Source organism: Candidatus Nealsonbacteria bacterium (genome assembly GCA_011050465.1).
Lineage (GTDB): Bacteria > Patescibacteriota > Minisyncoccia > Minisyncoccales > RBG-13-36-15 > RBG-13-36-15.
Genome location: DRFQ01000001.1, coordinates 191,322 through 208,079 on the forward strand (window position 1 = coordinate 191,322; position 16,758 = coordinate 208,079).

The 16,758-nt window shown below is 40.3% G+C and carries 15 protein-coding genes, 12 tRNA genes and 1 pseudogene; 18 read left to right on the top strand and 10 right to left on the bottom strand.

Translation table 11 applies throughout. The features are described from left to right. From pnp to ENH66_00990, 6 genes are all read right to left on the bottom strand, one after another. Complete coding sequence (gene pnp / locus ENH66_00965) at positions 1 to 2,124, bottom strand: polyribonucleotide nucleotidyltransferase (protein ID HDZ54272.1); 2,124 nt, start codon at positions 2,122 to 2,124, stop codon at positions 1 to 3. Position 2,125: 1 nt separating this feature from the next. Further along, positions 2,126 to 2,632: an NYN domain-containing protein gene (locus tag ENH66_00970; GenBank protein ID HDZ54273.1), complete on the bottom strand. Its 507-nt coding sequence runs from the start codon at positions 2,630 to 2,632 to the stop codon at positions 2,126 to 2,128. Next, on the bottom strand, positions 2,632 to 2,898 hold the full coding sequence (locus ENH66_00975) for a 30S ribosomal protein S15 (protein HDZ54274.1): 267 nt from the start codon (positions 2,896 to 2,898) through the stop codon (positions 2,632 to 2,634). The genes ENH66_00970 and ENH66_00975 overlap by 1 nt, the downstream gene beginning before the upstream one ends. Positions 2,899 to 3,003: 105 nt before the next feature. Then, positions 3,004 to 3,076: transfer RNA gene (locus ENH66_00980), tRNA-Lys, on the bottom strand. 18 nt (positions 3,077 to 3,094) lie between these two features. Then, positions 3,095 to 3,565: a hypothetical protein gene (locus ENH66_00985; GenBank protein HDZ54275.1), complete on the bottom strand. Its 471-nt coding sequence runs from the start codon at positions 3,563 to 3,565 to the stop codon at positions 3,095 to 3,097. Between the two features lie 57 nt (positions 3,566 to 3,622). After that, positions 3,623 to 3,694, bottom strand: a tRNA-Arg gene (locus tag ENH66_00990). A 240-nt stretch (positions 3,695 to 3,934) separates the two neighbouring features. Between ENH66_00990 and ENH66_00995 the strand changes: the two genes are divergently transcribed. From ENH66_00995 to ENH66_01080, 18 genes and pseudogenes are all read left to right on the top strand, one after another. Then, positions 3,935 to 5,383, top strand: a complete 1,449-nt coding sequence (locus tag ENH66_00995) for an HD domain-containing protein (protein ID HDZ54276.1) — start codon at positions 3,935 to 3,937, stop codon at positions 5,381 to 5,383. Positions 5,384 to 5,510: 127 nt separating this feature from the next. Continuing rightward, positions 5,511 to 5,584, top strand: a tRNA-Pro gene (locus tag ENH66_01000). 64 nt (positions 5,585 to 5,648) lie between these two features. Continuing rightward, a tRNA-Ala gene (locus ENH66_01005) sits at positions 5,649 to 5,722 on the top strand. Positions 5,723 to 5,796: 74 nt separating this feature from the next. Further along, positions 5,797 to 6,261 (top strand): YraN family protein, encoded by a 465-nt coding sequence (locus ENH66_01010; GenBank protein ID HDZ54277.1) that lies wholly within the window; start codon positions 5,797 to 5,799, stop codon positions 6,259 to 6,261. Positions 6,262 to 6,371: 110 nt separating this feature from the next. After that, positions 6,372 to 6,875, top strand: a complete 504-nt coding sequence (locus ENH66_01015; GenBank protein ID HDZ54278.1) for an NYN domain-containing protein — start codon at positions 6,372 to 6,374, stop codon at positions 6,873 to 6,875. A 179-nt stretch (positions 6,876 to 7,054) separates the two neighbouring features. Then, on the top strand, positions 7,055 to 8,461 hold the full coding sequence (locus ENH66_01020; GenBank protein HDZ54279.1) for a hypothetical protein: 1,407 nt from the start codon (positions 7,055 to 7,057) through the stop codon (positions 8,459 to 8,461). 313 nt (positions 8,462 to 8,774) lie between these two features. Next, on the top strand, positions 8,775 to 10,661 hold the full coding sequence (locus tag ENH66_01025; protein HDZ54280.1) for an ATP-dependent metallopeptidase FtsH/Yme1/Tma family protein: 1,887 nt from the start codon (positions 8,775 to 8,777) through the stop codon (positions 10,659 to 10,661). 10 nt (positions 10,662 to 10,671) lie between these two features. Then, positions 10,672 to 10,746: transfer RNA gene (locus ENH66_01030), tRNA-Ile, on the top strand. 122 nt (positions 10,747 to 10,868) lie between these two features. Beyond that, positions 10,869 to 10,942, top strand: a tRNA-Val gene (locus ENH66_01035). A 61-nt stretch (positions 10,943 to 11,003) separates the two neighbouring features. Next, on the top strand, positions 11,004 to 11,732 hold the full coding sequence (locus tag ENH66_01040) for an RluA family pseudouridine synthase (protein ID HDZ54281.1): 729 nt from the start codon (positions 11,004 to 11,006) through the stop codon (positions 11,730 to 11,732). Positions 11,733 to 11,772: 40 nt separating this feature from the next. Continuing rightward, entirely contained in the window at positions 11,773 to 12,225 is a 453-nt protein-coding gene (locus ENH66_01045) for a 50S ribosomal protein L19 (protein ID HDZ54282.1), read from the top strand. Then, a tRNA-Leu gene (locus tag ENH66_01050) sits at positions 12,226 to 12,312 on the top strand. 152 nt (positions 12,313 to 12,464) lie between these two features. Further along, a complete protein-coding gene (locus tag ENH66_01055) occupies positions 12,465 to 12,881 on the top strand; it encodes a DUF523 domain-containing protein (protein HDZ54283.1) in 417 nt (138 codons plus the stop codon). A 183-nt stretch (positions 12,882 to 13,064) separates the two neighbouring features. Next, positions 13,065 to 13,137 (top strand) — tRNA-Val (locus ENH66_01060). A gap of 90 nt (positions 13,138 to 13,227) precedes the next feature. Next, positions 13,228 to 13,303: transfer RNA gene (locus tag ENH66_01065), tRNA-Phe, on the top strand. A 43-nt stretch (positions 13,304 to 13,346) separates the two neighbouring features. After that, a pseudogene (locus ENH66_01070) lies at positions 13,347 to 13,604 on the top strand (GIY-YIG nuclease family protein). A gap of 28 nt (positions 13,605 to 13,632) precedes the next feature. Beyond that, positions 13,633 to 13,704: transfer RNA gene (locus tag ENH66_01075), tRNA-Gly, on the top strand. Positions 13,705 to 13,951: 247 nt separating this feature from the next. Continuing rightward, a complete protein-coding gene (locus ENH66_01080) occupies positions 13,952 to 14,485 on the top strand; it encodes a hypothetical protein (protein HDZ54284.1) in 534 nt (177 codons plus the stop codon). Positions 14,486 to 14,537: 52 nt separating this feature from the next. Here the strand turns inward: ENH66_01080 and ENH66_01085 are convergent. The 4 genes from ENH66_01085 to infB all read right to left on the bottom strand — a co-directional run bounded on the left by ENH66_01085 (position 14,538) and on the right by infB (position 16,704). Beyond that, a tRNA-Leu gene (locus ENH66_01085) sits at positions 14,538 to 14,627 on the bottom strand. 6 nt (positions 14,628 to 14,633) lie between these two features. After that, positions 14,634 to 14,709, bottom strand: a tRNA-Cys gene (locus ENH66_01090). 130 nt (positions 14,710 to 14,839) lie between these two features. Beyond that, positions 14,840 to 15,181 (bottom strand): 30S ribosome-binding factor RbfA, encoded by a 342-nt coding sequence (gene rbfA / locus ENH66_01095; protein ID HDZ54285.1) that lies wholly within the window; start codon positions 15,179 to 15,181, stop codon positions 14,840 to 14,842. A gap of 2 nt (positions 15,182 to 15,183) precedes the next feature. Then, positions 15,184 to 16,704 (bottom strand): translation initiation factor IF-2, encoded by a 1,521-nt coding sequence (infB, locus tag ENH66_01100; GenBank protein ID HDZ54286.1) that lies wholly within the window; start codon positions 16,702 to 16,704, stop codon positions 15,184 to 15,186. Positions 16,705 to 16,758: the final 54 nt, after the last annotated feature.

The window sequence follows — 16,758 nt, forward strand, 5'->3', positions numbered from 1 at the left end:
TTAGTTTTTCTTAGACGCGGCCTGGCCATTGGCATCTTCAAGAGATAGGCCTATTTTCCCTTGCTCGTCGATGTTAATCACCTTAACCGGTAAAATATCGCCTATCTTTATCAATTCCTCAAGGTTGTTTACCCGCCACGGTCTAAACCGAGAAATATGAATTAAACCCTCTTGACCAGGTAAAATTTCAACAAAAGCTCCAAAATTAACTATTTTTTTGACTTTTCCTTGAAAAACTTCACCAACTTTTACCTCTCTAGTTATATCCTTTATTCGGTCAACTGCTTTTTTAGCCGACTCTTCAGAGTCAGAGGTAACAAAGATTAAACCAGTTGGCTGGATATCAATTGCTGCCCCAGTATCAGCGATTATTTCGTTAATTATTTTTCCTCCTGGCCCCACCACGTCTCGAATTCTTTCTGGGTTAATTTGCAAGCTTAAAATTCTGGGAGCAAAAGAAGAAAGTTCTGGCCGAGGGTAAGGCAAAACTTTCGTCATTTTGTCTAGTATTTGGAGTCGAGCCTTTTTCGCCCGTTCCAGAGCCTCTTTAAATATTTTTTCCGTGATTCCTTTAATTTTAACATCCATTTGAATTATCGTTACCCCTTTTTTGGTTCCCGCCATCTTAAAATCCATTTCACCGTGAAAATCTTCTGGTCCTTGAATATCAGTCAGAATCTTATAACGGCCATTTTTATCTGTCATTAATCCGAGAGCAATACCAGCTGCTGGTCTTTTGATTGGCACTCCTGCATCCATTAAAGCCAGAGAAGAAGCAGAGACCGAAGCCATGCTGGTGGAACCGTTTGAAGAAAGAATTTCCGAAACCACTCTTATTGTGTAAGGGAATTCATCAAAGCCAGGGATTAAAGGTAAAAGAGATTTTTCCACCAATGCCCCGTGGCCAATGTCTCTTCTGCCCGGCCCTCTCATCGGTCTAATTTCTCCAACCGAATAGGGAGGAAAGTTATAATGATGCATAAACCTCTTTTTTCCAACAATTTCCATTCCTTCTAGTAATTGTTGGTCCTCGGGCGCTCCCAAGGTCAAGATAGATAAAGCCTTGGTTTGGCCTCGGCAGAAAAGAGCCGAACCATGAGTTCTAGGCAATAACCCAACTTCTATTGTAATTTCCCTTATTTCATCTAGAGATCTGTCATCTGGTCTTTTTCCTTTCTGGAGAACATTTTGATGCATTAATTTTCCAATTTCTTTTTCAAAAAAATCTTTGGCATATTTTATTTTATCCTGATCAGAATATTTTTCTTCAACAAAACAAGAAAGATCTTTTCTGGTTTTATTCACGTTCTCCGTCCTTTCTGTCTTTTCTTCCTGGAAAAGAGCTTTTTCTAACTTATTACCTAAAAATTTATTGATTTCTTTTTCTAGCTCTAAATCAGGCATCGGAACTGAAAAAGTAATCTTTTCTTTGCCGATTTTTTTTCTAATTTCTTCTTGAAAATCAACAAGTTTTTTTAAATCAGCCAAGGCTGACTTGAAAGATTTTAAAATTAAATCTTCTTCTATTTCTTCAAAACTGCCTTCAATCATGTTAATCAAAAACTCTTTCCCGGTTTTTCCTCCGGTAAGAATCAAATCCATTGGGCTCCCCCCCCTTTCTTCATAAGTAGGATTTAAAAGAAATTTGTCATTGATTTGACTTATCCTGACTGCCCCAATTGGGCCTGACCAGGGAATGTCGGATATTGAGAGAGCAACAGAAGCTGCAAGTAAGCCCAAAATATCTGGATCGTTCTGGCCATCCCAGGATAAAACAGTAACAACTATCTGAACCTCCCGGTTTAAGTGCTTAGGGAATAAAGGCCGAATAGTCCTGTCAATTAACCTGGCGTTACAAATTGCCTCGTCAGAGGGCCGACTTTCTCTTTTAATGTAGCGAGGACCTTTAATTTTACCGGCCGCATAATACCTTTCTTCATAATCAACAATTAAAGGGAAAAAACCCAATCCTTCCTTTTCTTCTTTCGACATTACTGCCGTTACAAGAACCAAGGTATCTCCGCAACGAACCAAAACATCGGCGTTGGCTTGTTCGGCTAAATGCCGAATTTCTACCTTAAGTTTTCGGTTACCAAATTCTGTTTGAAAAGTATAATTTTGCATTCTATTTTTTAAAAAGATATTTATCTGGATTTTTGTCCAAATCAATAAATTCGTCAGCTACTTCTTTTAATTGCCCTGAAGCCGATCTGCCAAAAGCAATGACCTCTACTCTTTTGCCCTGATTCTTTAAATATTCCACCAAAGCAATAAAATCTCCGTCACCGGAAACTAAAACTATTACATCAACCGAAGGAGATGTTCTAATGGCATCAATGACAATTCCGACATCCCAGTCCGCTTTCTTTGCTCCCCCAAAAAATTCTTGCAAATCTCTGATTCTCGTCTCAATACCTAATTTGGTTAAGGCTTCAAAAAACGGTTTTTCCTCTCCAGTTTTTGTCCTAACAACATAGCCAAAAGCCCTGATTAGTTTTCTTTGGCTAACGGCTGTCTTTAGTATTTCTTGAAAGTTAACTCTGGCTCGGTAAAGATTTTTAGCCGAATGATAAAGATTCTGAGCATCAATGAAAATACTTACTCTTTGTTCTTTGTGTTTCATCGCTTTCATTATTTCTTAAGCCCCATTTTTTTTAAGATATTCTTATATCTTCTTGTACTTTCTTTTTTTAAATAACCTAAAAGGCTTTTTCTTTTAGCCACCATTTTCAAAAGGCCCCTCCTGGAATGGATATCTTTAGGATGTTTCTTTAAGTGCAAAAGCAGCTGTTTAATTTCTTCGGACAACAAAGCAATCTGAACTTCGGGTGAACCGGTATCTACTCCGTGGAGCTTGTGTCTTGATATAATTTTTTCTTTTTCTTTGGGAGTTAACATAAACTCTTTCTCTTTTTATTGATTAAACCTGTCTTTTTCAATTATAGACCTTTTTAGTCAAAAACAAAAGGCGGCCTTAACCCACCTTGAATTTTTGTATTCATGTGCACCCAGCAGGAATTGAACCTGCAACCTTGGGCTTAAGAGGCCCCTGCTCTACCTGTTGAGCTATGGGTGCTGCTTTATGGATTCTGTTTTAAGTGTGAGTAATCTCGCAATCTATTATGAACCATCCTGTTGATAGGCCCGTCCAATCAGCCACTCCAATGATCACAAGAAACATGTTCACAATTATCCAAGCGGCATAAATAATTATTAATCCAACAATCACAGAGGTAATTACTGACTTTGCCTGAGTTAAAGCTCCAGGATTTCCGGCGGCGAGAAAGAACATTATTCCGCCAATAACCAGCATTAAAACGGCAACTATCGGAACCAGGGTAAACATAATAAAATCAACAATCCGGTCAAACATAATAAAAAAGTGACAAAGCTGACAAGGCTGGGATTCATCAATACCGCCAGTACTAGGATCGTCGCAATCTCTGCCGCAAGGAACTAATCCTCCTTCGGGACATCCAATTTGAGCCTGGACTTCTTGGGGAATTAACGAAAAAAAGGCGATTGGGAATGAAAGAATTAAAATTACTAAAATTATTTTCTTCATGTTTAAAAAAAATTTATACCTTCGGCATGATTCACCCCGCACTATTTTTAAACTCTGTGTCCCTGGAGGGATTCGAACCCCCAACAACAGTTCCGAAGACTGTTGTGATATCCATTTCACCACAGGGACAAAAAGTACGGGGTAAAAACCTTAATGATACTTGCCCCGCACCAAGTTTTGTTCCGATGTGCGGTTGCATTATACTACGAGGGCGTCTTTATTTTATCAAAATCATTGTCCTTCGGCAAGCTCAGGACAATCGTTCGACTGAGCTCACGACTCGAAGTCCTGAGTTAATCGAACGGATTGAAAAAAACAAGCTTTTGAATTAAGATTAAATTGTTGACATATGAGTTTAATGTAAATTATATGAAGATTCCAAAAGAAGTAAAATTTATTATTGATCAATTGAACAAAAGAGATTTCGAAGGTTATATTGTTGGGGGGTGTGTCCGGGATTTGCTTAGGAAAGCAGAACCTGAAGACTGGGACATAGCTACCAACGCTAAACCAAAAGAAATTAGCAAGGTTTTTTCAAAGAGTTTCGCTGATAACAAATTTGGAACAGTCACAGTCTTAACCGGATCTGAAAACCCGAAATTAAAGGAAATTGAAATTACTCCCTATAGAATTGATGAAAAATATACCGATAAAAGACATCCAGACTCCGTAAAATGGGCAAGGGGCATCAAAGAAGATTTGGCCAGACGAGATTTCACGGTTAACGCAATGGCCTTAAGCCAGAAAGCAGAAATTATAGATCCATTTGGCGGCCAGGAAGATCTTAAAAACAAGACGATTCGGACAGTCGGAAATCCTCAAGACAGATTTTTTGAAGATTCCTTGCGAATGATGAGGGCAGCAAGATTCGCCACTACCCTGAATTTTAAAATTGAAAAGAAAGCCGCTCAGGCTATTCAGAAAAATGCCCCCTGGATCAGGGCTATTTCTAAAGAGAGAATTCGAGACGAGCTAATGAAAATTATTATGGCCCAGGAAGCTTCGAAAGGTATTGAGTTATTAAGGGAATTAAAGCTTTTAAAATATATTTTGCCAGAATTAGAAGAAGGATACAGGGTATCTCAAAATAAGCATCATATCTATGACTGCTATGAGCATTCTATCTTTTCTTTGAAATATGCAGCAAAGAAAAATTTCAATAAATATGTTAGGCTAGCCGCTTTATTCCATGATATCGCTAAACCCCGGGTTAAAGAAGGAGAGGGACCTGATGCTACCTTCTATAGCCATGAAATTTTTGGGGCTAAAATGACAGCTCAAATTTTAAACCGCCTGAAATTTTCCAAGAAAGAAATTGAAAAAATCAGTAAGCTCGTTAGATATCATCTTTTTTATTATAATGTTGACGAAGTTTCAGAAAGTTCAGTCAGAAGATTAGTTCGTCAAGTAGGACTCGAAAATATGGACGAATTGCTTCAGGTGAGAATGGCAGATAGAATAGGATCTGGCGTTCCCAAGGCTGAGCCTTATAAACTCCGCCATTTGAGGTATGTGATAGAGAAAGTTTCCCAAGACCCAATTGCAACCAGAACGTTAAAAGTTAACGGCAATGATGTAATGAAGATTTTAGGATCAAAACCGGGACCCAAGATAGGTCAGATGCTCGATATTCTTTTAAGTTATGTTTTAGATGATCCCAAGAAAAATAAAAGAGAATTTTTAGAAAAAGAAACTAGAAAATTGGGTAAATTATCAGAAAAAAAACTGAAAAACTTAGCCCAAAAAGCTCGGGAAGAAAGAGAGAAGTTGGAAATGAAAAGAGATAAAATGACCAAAAAGAAATATTGGGTGACTTAGTTCGGGAACGCAATTAAGCAAACCAGTCGCTTCGCTTCTTGTAATTGCAGAGCAATTAAGTAAGACACGCTCTGCTTTCCAGCGAGAAGCAAGCTCATTTCTTCGCGAGTTGCCCCGCACTAAAATTCGGAGCGTAGCGTAGCAGCCTAACGCGCCGCGTTCGGGACGCGGAGATCGCCGGTGCGAATCCGGCCGCTCCGATAAAAATCCATTTTACATTTCGAATTTTTAATTTCGGATTTAAACCCAGTCGTGCTGGACGTATGGGCCTGTAGTTTAACGGCAAAATACCTCATTCGCATTGAGGAGATGGCAGTTCGATTCTGCCCAGGTCCACCACTTCGCCCCGCTAAGCCGCGGGGCTTCGCGTAGCTTTAGCGAAGGGTGCCAAGCACAGATATAAGAGCGAAGAAGTGTCCTCCGAAGCCCTCTTGTCCTCCGTAGCTTTATGCGAAGGAGGAGGCGGAGAAGGGCACCAGTTTTTAAATATGGGTTTTTCAACGAAAAAATTGGGAGATTTGGGAGAGAAAATCGCCATTGATTATTTGAAAACCAAAGGCTACCAAATTTTAGCTGAAAATTATATTCCCAGATGGGCTTCATTCGACAGAAAAGAAATTGACATTGTGGCTAAAAAAGCAGATACAATTATTTTTTTTGAAGTAAAAACCCTTCGGCAGGTTCAGGGCAAGCAATTTTTGCCAGAAGATAAAGTTAATTTTTTAAAACAAAAAAAGATAAAAAAAGCAGCTGAAAGTTTTCTTTTAGAAAAGAAAATTCCCTTAGACACAAAATGGCAGATTGATATAATTTCAATAAGAATTAATCCCATTTTAAAAAAAGCCAAAATTCGTCATCTCCAAAATACGGTTAGCTAAACCTTAATTTTTCTTGACAAATTTTTTATTGGTGATATAATTAAAAAACCGATGCGACAATAATAGGACCTTAACAATTACTTATCATTCAGTAGAATAGGAGGAAGCTCGTGTTCTTTAGAAGGCCCAAGAGAAATAGAGTTCTTTTTTTGATAGATTTTGAAAATATCCTGAAGAATCTTAAGCAGTTGCCTTCGCCAGAAGATCTTTCTTTTTTGGCGGGATTTGACCGGATTGTCAAAGAAATCGCCAGAGAAATAGGCGAAATTGTTGATGTCTTTATTTTTTTGCCGCCTCATCTGGCCAGCATCTATGGAGAGGACCTTTACCGGGCAGGCTTTTTCATTATAGTTTGTCCGAAAGTAAGAGACAAAGCAGGAGAACAAATAGACACAACGGACGAGACCTTGATCAGATTCGGTCAGAGAGCTATTGATGAGCTTAATATAACCCATCTATGCCTGGGGAGCGGAGACAAAGACTTTGGCCCTTTGGTTCGACGAGCCACCCGAAAAGGACTGAAAATCATTATTGCGACTGCTTCACAGCAATCATTAGCAACAGAACTGATCACGTTGGCCGACAGGATTTTCTTTTATTCACCCACTGAATAGTGGGTATTTATAAATGCGTAGCAAGTAGGCAGCGAGAGCAATCTCGCTGCCCTTTTATTTATAAAATTGCTCTTGACAAATTTCCTTATTTTGTTATAATTATAATATTGTTCTTTTGCAATTCGCTGCGGGATTTACCATGTTTGTTTCATTTCTGTAAGGAAGAAAGGGAAAGTCAGATGGCAAGACAAAAGGGTATTCGTCTCCATGAGCTAGACCCAGATCAGTTCGGCCCGGAAGAAGATCTCCCGGACAACTCCCGGCACGGTTCCAACGATGACTCCGTAGTCGAGGAGGAGGCGGGGTTGGTTCCCTCTCCTAAGCTGCCGGACGTCAGCAGCACCTTGCTCGCTGACGAGACGGTGGCCGACAAAGTCCGGGAGGGGGCCGAGAAGGTTAGAACCTGGGTAAAGGCCACTTTGGCCGCGTTGAGCCAGGTCGCCCGGGGTTCGCGGGAACTCCAGGAGATCAGAGCGCCAGCGGTGGCTGAGGCTGAGAGGAAGCTTAATCGTTTCCTCAAAGAGGAAGAAATGCCGGCTTACAGGCGGGCAGCCTGGCTCGGTCTCTTCGATTTTGAGTTCTCTCAAGAGCTCAAAAACCGGGAAGAGGTGAAGGGTCTTCTCTCTCGTTTGGTCGCAGAGGGTCGTCTCGTTGAGACGACCGATGGCCCCATCAAGGGCTATAAGGATAAGGCCGATGAGCCAGAGCCGGCCTACGCCTTTTCCGACGAGGCCCAGTTCGGAGATCCAGAAATGTGGGAGGTTTCGAGCCTCTACCGGCAATGCCGGCAGAGGGCTTGGGAGGCCACAGGGAAGGCCCGGACCGACGAGGCCCGAGAGCTTATGAAGCAGAGCGAGCTCTCGGTGGAGGAGTTTCTCGAAGGCAAGCCCGGCATCTTCACGATCGGCATCCCGCCAGAGCCGATCGTGAACCTTACGACAGACAGTATTATAGCCTGGCGAGGTGGCGGCACTCTCCAGGTCAAGAGCGACGGCCAGAAGATTTTTCCTTTGGCCGCCACCGGTAATATCCAGGCGTCTGTTCAGGAGGCCAAGGAACTCAAGGTTCATCTCTTCAGGGATTTCCTGAGTTGGGAGACCCCTCCTTTCATCAAGGAGCTTCCCATAGAGATGGCCAAGAAGATTCAGCTTCTCTGGCACCTTTTGCAGCGCGGACTCCGTGCCGCGGAGGAGACACGGCAGCTTCAGGCCGTTAAGGATGAGATGGCCATCCTGGTAACCGTCACTCCCTCAGAGTTTTTCCTGGAGGACAAACCAGGCATCTGTCTGGCGGAGTACCGAGGGATCTGGGAGGAGCTGGTTCCAGACGAGGAGAAGGTTAACCGGCGTCCCAATCTGTTCTTCTCTGTAGAGAGGTTCAGTCAGGAGGGAGAAGAAGGTGACCAGATGTTCATTCGTCTGGTTCAGGTTCCTGATCACCTCGGAGACTTTTTTGAGGCTTGTTCTGGCGAGTATCCCGAGGGCGAGCAGTTCGGGGGTTGTCCGCAGCCTTTGCGGGCAGTTCTCCGGGCCATCTACGGGCAGACCATGAAGGCTGCCCAGCTCAACGGCAAAACCAACGGCTAGTAGCTAACCATTGCAGACCCGCAGCGAAAAAGGCCCTGGCGTGGCACTCATCCATGCCAGGGCTCTTTATTTTCCCCCACACCATAACGAGTTTCCATCAAGCCTTTAAAAGCTTGATGGCGAGCGGATTCGTTTCACGAATTTGCATATCCTCGTTTGGTGTGGGGGTTTTCCTTGTCCCGGACCAGAAACTTCGTTTCGGTACGGGACTGTGCCCCGCAGCATGTTTTATTCTGATGCGGGGCTTGAAATTCGCTTTAATTTTTGCTATACTCGAGTTATGAGAAATCACGGTGCAATTCAAAAGAACGCTATGAGAAAACTATTTCAAAATTTTCTTTGGATTATTCTTATTTTTGTGTTTATCTCAGCAGTTTTTACTTTATTTGTCCAACCCTTTGAAAAAAAAGAAGAAGTTTCTTTAAGCCAGTTGATCGAAGACATTAATCAGGAAAAGATTAAAAAAATTACAGTTATTGGCAATAATGTTTCGATTTTATACAAAGATGGCGACTTAAAAGCTGAAACCAAAAAGGAGATAGAATCAGATTTATCCGGTACTTTAATCAACTTAGGAGTGAATCAGGAAAAGTTAGCTAAAGTTGAGATAGAGATAAAAGAGGATAGGGGAATTTTGTTCTGGCTGGGGCCTATCTCAATATTCTTATTCCCTCTTTTGTTATTTTTATTCTTTTTCTGGTTTATTTTCCGCCAGGCCAAAACAGGAGCAATGCAGGCTTTTGATTTCACCAAGGCTAAGGCCAGATTATTTGGAGCTGAAGGCCAGTCCAAAGAAAAAGTCACCTTCAAAGACGTGGCTGGCCTTCAGGAAGCCAAAGAAGAGCTGATAGAAATTGTTGATTTTTTAAAGCATCCCCAAAAATTTTTAAAGATGGGAGCAAAAATCCCCAGAGGGGTTTTGTTAATGGGGCCGCCGGGATCAGGAAAAACTTTACTTGCCAGGGCAGTGGCTTCTGAAGCCGGTGTTCCTTTCTTTTCGATCGCAGGATCAGAATTAGTTGAGCTTTTTGTCGGAGTGGGAGCAGCCAGAACAAGAGATCTTTTTGCTATGGCGAAAAAACGCCAGCCGAGTATTATTTTTATAGATGAATTAGATGCCATTGGCCGAGTTAGAGGGTCAGGAATCGGCGGAGGGCATGATGAAAGAGAACAGACTTTAAATCAAATTTTAGTAGAAATGGATGGATTCGAGAGAGAAAGTACGGTTTTAATCTTTGCAGCAACCAATCGCCCTGACGTCCTCGACCCTGCTCTCTTAAGGCCGGGCCGTTTTGATCGCAGAATAATTTTAGACCTACCGGACATTAATGACAGAGAAGAAATTTTAAAAATTCATTGTCGGGGGAAACCATTGGTTCCAGGCGTCAATTTAAGAGAAATTGCAGAACGCACTCCTGGCTTTTCAGGAGCCGACCTGGCTAATTTAGTTAATGAAGCTACTATTTTAGCTGCCAGGAGAGACAAGAACCAGGTCTATCAGCAAGAATTTTTAGAATCAATTGAAAAAGTGCTTTTAGGACCAGAAAGGAAAAGCCACGTTTTATCTAAAAAAGAAAAAAAAATCGCTGCTTATCACGAGATTGGCCATGCCTTAGTGTCAATTTCTCTGTCAGGGACAGATCCTATCAGAAAAATTTCAATTATAGCCAGAGGGATAGCTGCAGGCTACATTTTAAAAATGCCAAAAGAAGAAAGGAGGATGAAGACTAAATCTGAATTTTTGGCCGATTTAGCATCTTTACTTGGAGGTTATTGCGCAGAGCAAGTAAAATTTAAAGAAATTACTACCGGCGCCAGCAATGACTTGGAAATGGCCTCTATGTTGGCCAGGAAATTAGTTAAAGAGTATGGGATGTCATCTTTTGGCCCTATTTCTTTCGGAGAAAAAGAGGAATTAATATTTTTGGGGAGAGAATTGGGCGAGCAGAGAAATTATTCTGAGGAAGTAGCGGCTAAGATTGATAAAGAAGTGGCAAAATTCCTTGAAGACGCTCAAAAAACAGCCAAAAAAATCCTGACCAGAAAGAGAAAATTATTAGATAGGCTCGCCGAGGCTTTGATTGAGAAGGAAACTATCGAAAAAGAAGAATTCGAACAATTAATCAAAGAAGGAGAAAAAAGAAGTAAAAAAGAGAAGAAGATTACAATTCCTCGTTTAAAAATAAAAGAAGTGAAATAGATAAAATTAAGCGCGTGTAGCTCAACTGGTTAGAGCTCCGAGCTTATACCTCGGCGGTTTCCAGGTTCGAGTCCTGGCACGCGCATGTTTTAGTATGGGGTTCGAGCCAGAGCACTGAAGTATTTTAGTGCTTCGGTGTCCTGGTCCACCCACGCGCACAACGGAAATAAGAAGTTTCCTTGGTGTTTATGTTGAGCGCAATGAGGAGGGCGTATAGCTCAACTGGTTAGAGCGTCTCGGTGACATCGAGAAGGTTTCCCGTTCGAGTCGGGATACGCCCACATTATTTCTTGGTTCTCTGGGATATCAGAGAATTTATTTCCGATCTATCAACGGTTAAAGATGGAAAAAAGGAAGAAACTAAATATTATTTTTGAAGACAAGAATATTTTAGTGGTTGAAAAACCGCCCGGTCAGATAATAATTCCAGATGAGACTCATCGGCTCGGTACTCTTTTGGAAGATCTTTTGAATCTTTTTCCCGAACTTGAAAAAGTAAATGAAAGGGCCGGTATTTTACATCGTTTAGATAAAGATACTTCGGGCTTGATCTTGGTTGCGAGAAATAAAAAGAGCTTCGAATTTTTAAAAAAATCTTTCAAAGAGAGAAAAATTAAGAAAAAATATCTTGCCTTAGTTGTTGGAAAAATTAAAAATAATCAGGGAATAATCGAAACTTTAATTGCAAGAGACCCAAAAGACAGAAAAAGGCAAAGAGCATTTTTAATGCACGAACCACAATCTAAAAGAAAAGGAATGAGAAGAGCAATTACTGAATATAGAGTATTAAAAATCTTATCTGACGAGGCAAACAATTATACTTTAGTTGAGGTTTTCCCTGAAACCGGCAGAAAACATCAAATTCGAGTACATTTTGCTCATCTGGGCCATCCGGTTGCTGGTGATAAAATTTATGGATTCAAAAGACAACCAACTCCCCGGGGGCTCACTCGTCAATTTTTACACGCCAGTGACCTAAAAGTTAAATTACCCAGTGGTCAGATGAAAGAGTTTCATTTACCTTTAACCGAAGATTTAGAAAAAGTACTAGATAAGTTGAGCAATGCTTAATTGGCTTGCCAAAATATAAAGTAATGATTAGAATTAAAACATGGAAAAATTAAAAACTGTTTTACAATCTTTTCTTAAGAAGAATTTACCAGATATTAGGCCGGGCGATACAGTTGCAGTTTATCAAAAGATAAAAGAAAAAGACCAAGAAAGAGTTCAAACTTTTGAAGGTTTGGTTTTGGCTAGAAAGCATGGAAAAGAAGCAGGGGCAACAATTACTGTTAGAAAAGTTGTTTCTGGTATTGGCGTAGAAAAAATTTTTCCCATTCATTCCCCCGCGATTGAAAAAATAGAGATTTTAAAAAGAGGAAAAGTTAGAAGGGCTAAGCTTTATTATTTGAGAGAAGCCAAAGGAAAGAAGGCAAGATTAAAGACGAAAGAGTTTACTGAAGTGATGCCGGAGGAAGAGCCATCTGAAGGGGTAAACGAAGAGAAAACAGCTGACAATAATCCCGGAGCAGAATCTAAAGCCGGACTCAAAAAAGAAGAATAAGCCCAGGTGCTGGAACTGGTAGACAGGCTAGCTTGAGGTGCTAGTGAGCATTAGCTCGTGGGAGTTCAAATCTCCCCCTGGGCACGAAATATGAACCCCCACACCATAACGAGCTTTGTGCTTCGCACAGTGAATTATAGTATTGGGGATGAATTCAACAGAATAAATTAAACAACAGCGAGTAAAACTTTTAGGATGATGTTATTTTATCTTAAAATATAAGCTCGTTTGGTGTGGGGGTGAAATTAGTCTCAGCTTGTCTTATTGGTGTAAATTGCCGATACGATGGGAAATCAAAACTTGATCGAAAATGTCTCAAGCTTTTTAAAAAAAGAGAGTTAATGCCAGTTTGCCCTGAACAACTCGGGGGACTATCTATTCCCAGAGAGCCGGCTGAAATTAAAAAATCGGGTAAAGTTTTAACAAAAAACGGAAAAGATGTAACCAAAAATTTTAATAAAGGAGCTAAAGAGGTTTTAAAAATTACCAAAAACTTAAAAATAAGAGAGGCAATCCTGAAATCCAAAAGTCCTTCTTGCGGCTTAGGATTGGTATATGATGGGTCTTTTTCTGGGAAATTAATAAAAGGAAATGGAATAACAACAACTTTGTTGAGAAAGAATAAAATTAAGGTTATAACAGAAAAAGAATTATAATAAGGGCGTGCCCCGTTAGAAGTTGTGTGAAATTTGACTATTACTAAAGTTTTTTCGAAACTATTTTTCTATGGAAATTTCCTTAATTACCAGAACTTCTAACGGGGCGTGTAGCTCAACTGGTCTACCCGCCAAAATTTTGCGGAGCAAGACTTAGGCGGATTAAGAGCGCCCCGCCCTTTTGGGCAGCTAGCTCAATGGTTAGAGCGTTTGGTTTACATCCAAGAGGTTAGAGGTTCGAGTCCTCTGCTGCCCATAAAAATAAAAGGGGCGGGAAGGTTTCGGGCCTGTCCCGTAGTCAACCGAAGGTTGTACTTCGGTGCTCTGATCCTGACACGTCCACCAGGCCGCGGTAGCTCATTGGTAGTAGCACTTCTCTGAAAAAGAAGGGGTAGTGGGTTCGATTCCCACCCGCGGCACCTCGTCGCTTCGCTCCTCGGTGTAAACTTTTACAAAACTAAAAATATGGGCTGTTTTGTATATTGAATTCATTGCAAAGATGACTCTTTATATACAAAAATTACCTGGAGCTTAAAAAAACGAATTAATGAACACAATTCAGAAAAAAAAGGCTTTACAAAGAATAAATTTCCAATAAGGTTGGTTTATTGGGAGAAATTTAAACCAAGAATAGAAGCAGCCCAGAGAGAAAAAGAAATAAAAGAATGGCGGAGAGAAAAGAAAGAGAGACTAATCTTTCACTTCTTTCAAGGCAAATTCTAGTTTATACTGAGAAGATTATCTGCGAAGTGCGGGTGTCGTATAGTGGCCATTACACTGCCTTGCCAAGGCAGCGAGGTGGGTTCGACTCCCATCACCCGCTTATAAAGAAGGGGCGGGGGTTCTGTACCAATCCTGGGTTGTTGTATTGGAGTTACAACGGCTTGAGTCGATAGGCGGCTTCGCCTTACAGCCCCTAAAAATTCACAATACCTATCGGGATTGGTACGGGGTGAGCATTCCCATCACCCGCCCCAAAGACCAAAGGACTAACCACCAATCAAGCTAAAACCCTTGACAATCATTACAGGATAGGCTATTATGATACAACCCCTTTAAGGGGTTTTAAAATGGATAAAAACTCAGAAAAACTTCCTATTTTAAGCAAAAAATTGATGGTAAATAGCCTGATTTTTCTAATAGTTATTTATTTATTAGGATTCTTTCCTTTATTGGCTAGTCAAAAAGACGAGGTTAACTTTAAAGCATCTTTAGAGGAAAATTTTGTTTTCTCTAAATCCACTATTATTCAAGGAAATAGCCTTTTGCCGCCTGTAAATCCTCTTTTAGTTAGAGAAATTAAAGTGGCAAGGACAATAAAGGTTGTGGTTACAGCTTATTCAAGTTCTCCCTGGGAAACAGATGATACTCCTTATTTGACAGCTTCAGGATCTATGGTTAGAGATGGTATTGTGGCCACCAATATCTTGCCTTTCGGGACAAAAATTAGACTTTCTTCTCTTTATGGTGATAAAATTTTTGTTGTTGAAGATAGAATGAACCCTAGAAAAGGTTATCAGGTTGATATTTGGCATTCTTCTCATTGGGAGGCGAAACAATTTGGCGTTAAGTTGGCTGAGATGGAGATAATCGAGGAAGGATAAGAAGATTTTTTAATAAGATAAAAAAGCCCGCACCACACGGTGCGGGTTTTTTTGGTGCCGAGGGCGGGACTTGCACCCGCAAGGAGGGATTACCTCCACAAGATTTTAAGTCTTGCGTGTCTGCTAATTTCACCACCTCGGCAAAACCTTGAGGCCTGGGCGGGAATTGCACCCGCGTATAAGGGTTTTGCAGACCCTCGCCTTAGCTACTTGGCTACCAGGCCAACATTTATTTTAGTATTTTTTTATTAATTGCGGTAGCAATTACAAGGAGGAGCGAAGCGACGACTGGTTTGCTTAATTGCGGTAGCAATTACAAGGAGGAGCGAAGCGACGACTGGTTTGTATTTTCTTTTAACCGTTTTTCTCAACTTTTTCTAAAAGCTCTTCAATTCTAGCTGCTTCTCGGGTTTTTTCCTCCTCAACGAATGTTATTTTCGGCACTTTTCTTATAATTAATAGTTGATTAATTTTATTTTGAAGAAAAGAAACATTTTTGTTTAGTATCTGGAAAATCTTTGAAAAATATTTTTCCGGGATAACGCTAATATAAATTTTGGCCTGACTTAAACCAGTTGAGATTTGAACCCTAGTGACAGTTACCAAAACATCTTTTGGAAATTCAATTTCTTTCAGTAGAAGCCGAGCAACCTCTCTCTTGACAAGTTCGTTAAGGCGTTGAATACGTTTAGACATTTTTATAGTTCTCCCTTCTGCCTTTCTTCGGTATAAATTAACAGAATATCTCCACTCTCGACCTTAATATCTCCCTCAAACAGTATCCCGCATTCCTCTCCTCTTGCGCATTGGTCAATATCTTTTTTGTTTTTTTGAAGATTAAGTAATTTCCCCTTGCCAATTTTTTCTTCTTCTACACCTTTTCCCGCAGAGGTTGATCGAAAGACTTCAATTAGCCCTCCTTTTTTTACTTTCCCTTCGATTACTCTCCCGCCGATAATTTGACGATTCTTCTCTGTTTTGAAAACAATTAAAATCTTAACTTTTCCAAGGTCGGTTCTGATAGCCTTGGACTCTAATCGTCTTTCCATAACTTGTCTTATTCCTTGCGATAATTCATAAATTATTTCGAAATTCATAATTTTTATTTTCTCTCTTTCTGCCAACTGTTTTGCAATAGGATTTATTTTTATACGGAAACCTAAAATTTTGGCCTTACTTGATTTAGCTAATTTGATATCAGACTCATGAATTTCTCCAACCTCTTTTTTTAGCATTCTTAGAATAACTTTCTCCTGAGGAAGATTTTTCAAAAGACCATCAATTGCTTCTAGAGAACCAACGGCGTCGGCCTTTAAAATTAAATTTAAAACCTTTTTTTCTGGAGTAATAAAAAATACGGGCGGTTCTTCTTTTTTCTTTTCTTTCTTTTTGAGATATTCTTGAGCTAACTCTATATTTGGAAATATTTTAAATTTTTCTCCCACCCGGGGAACCTCTTCAAAACCCAAGATAATAACCGGCATTGAAGGAAAAGCTTCTGTGATTGGTCTGTTTCGGAAATCTTCCAAAATTTTAATTTTACCCAAAACAGAAGAAGTAGCAATATTATCACCTACCCTTAATACCCCATTGCTTAAAAGTAGAGTTGCCATCGGACCTCTCTGATTGTCTAAATAGGCCTCAATTACCATGCCTTCGGCTGATTTTCCTAAGTCTCCTTTTAATACTTCTATTTCAGCTATTAATAGAATTACCTCCAAAAGCTCTTCAATGTTCTGACCAGTTTTAGCAGACAATTCGACCGAAGGAATTTTTCCTCCCATTGATTCAACTAAAACGCCTTCCTGAGATAATTCCCGTTTAACCTTTTCTGGATTCGCCCCAGGTTTATCGATTTTATTTAAGGCTATAATCATTGGAATGCTTGATTTTTTTATCCAAGAAAGTGCTTCTTTAGTTTGAGTCTTTATTCCTTCTGAGGCATCTATGACTAGAATAGCTAAATCAGCAACCCCGGCTCCTCTCGATCTCATAGCCGAAAAAGCTTCATGACCAGGAGTATCAATGAAAGTAATTTTTTTACCATCTTTTTCGATTTCGTAAGCTCCAATATGTTGAGTAATACCGCCTGCTTCTTTCTCGGCCACATGATCTTTGCGGATATAGTCTAAAATCGAAGTTTTGCCATGATCAACATGACCCAGAATAACCACTACTGGTGGGCGGGTTGTTAAATTTTCACTTTGTTTTTCAGTCATAATATTGGAATAAAAATCCGAAATTCTAATATCGAAATACAAACCACTCGCTTC

What these genes read in the sequence shown, in the direction of transcription:
- ENH66_01040 (HDZ54281.1), top strand. Translation starts at nt 11,004, where the DNA reads ATGGAAAAAAGGAAGAAACTAAATATTATTTTTGAAGACAAGAATATT.
- pnp (HDZ54272.1), bottom strand. Translation starts at nt 2,124, where the DNA reads ATGCAAAATTATACTTTTCAAACAGAATTTGGTAACCGAAAACTTAAG.
- ENH66_00995 (HDZ54276.1), top strand. Translation starts at nt 3,935, where the DNA reads ATGAAGATTCCAAAAGAAGTAAAATTTATTATTGATCAATTGAACAAA.
- ENH66_00970 (HDZ54273.1), bottom strand. Translation starts at nt 2,632, where the DNA reads ATGAAAGCGATGAAACACAAAGAACAAAGAGTAAGTATTTTCATTGAT.
- ENH66_01080 (HDZ54284.1), top strand. Translation starts at nt 13,952, where the DNA reads ATGGATAAAAACTCAGAAAAACTTCCTATTTTAAGCAAAAAATTGATG.
- ENH66_01025 (HDZ54280.1), top strand. Translation starts at nt 8,775, where the DNA reads ATGAGAAAACTATTTCAAAATTTTCTTTGGATTATTCTTATTTTTGTG.
- rbfA (HDZ54285.1), bottom strand. Translation starts at nt 15,181, where the DNA reads ATGTCTAAACGTATTCAACGCCTTAACGAACTTGTCAAGAGAGAGGTT.
- infB (HDZ54286.1), bottom strand. Translation starts at nt 16,704, where the DNA reads ATGACTGAAAAACAAAGTGAAAATTTAACAACCCGCCCACCAGTAGTG.
- ENH66_01020 (HDZ54279.1), top strand. Translation starts at nt 7,055, where the DNA reads ATGGCAAGACAAAAGGGTATTCGTCTCCATGAGCTAGACCCAGATCAG.
- ENH66_00975 (HDZ54274.1), bottom strand. Translation starts at nt 2,898, where the DNA reads ATGTTAACTCCCAAAGAAAAAGAAAAAATTATATCAAGACACAAGCTC.
- ENH66_00985 (HDZ54275.1), bottom strand. Translation starts at nt 3,565, where the DNA reads ATGAAGAAAATAATTTTAGTAATTTTAATTCTTTCATTCCCAATCGCC.
- ENH66_01045 (HDZ54282.1), top strand. Translation starts at nt 11,773, where the DNA reads ATGGAAAAATTAAAAACTGTTTTACAATCTTTTCTTAAGAAGAATTTA.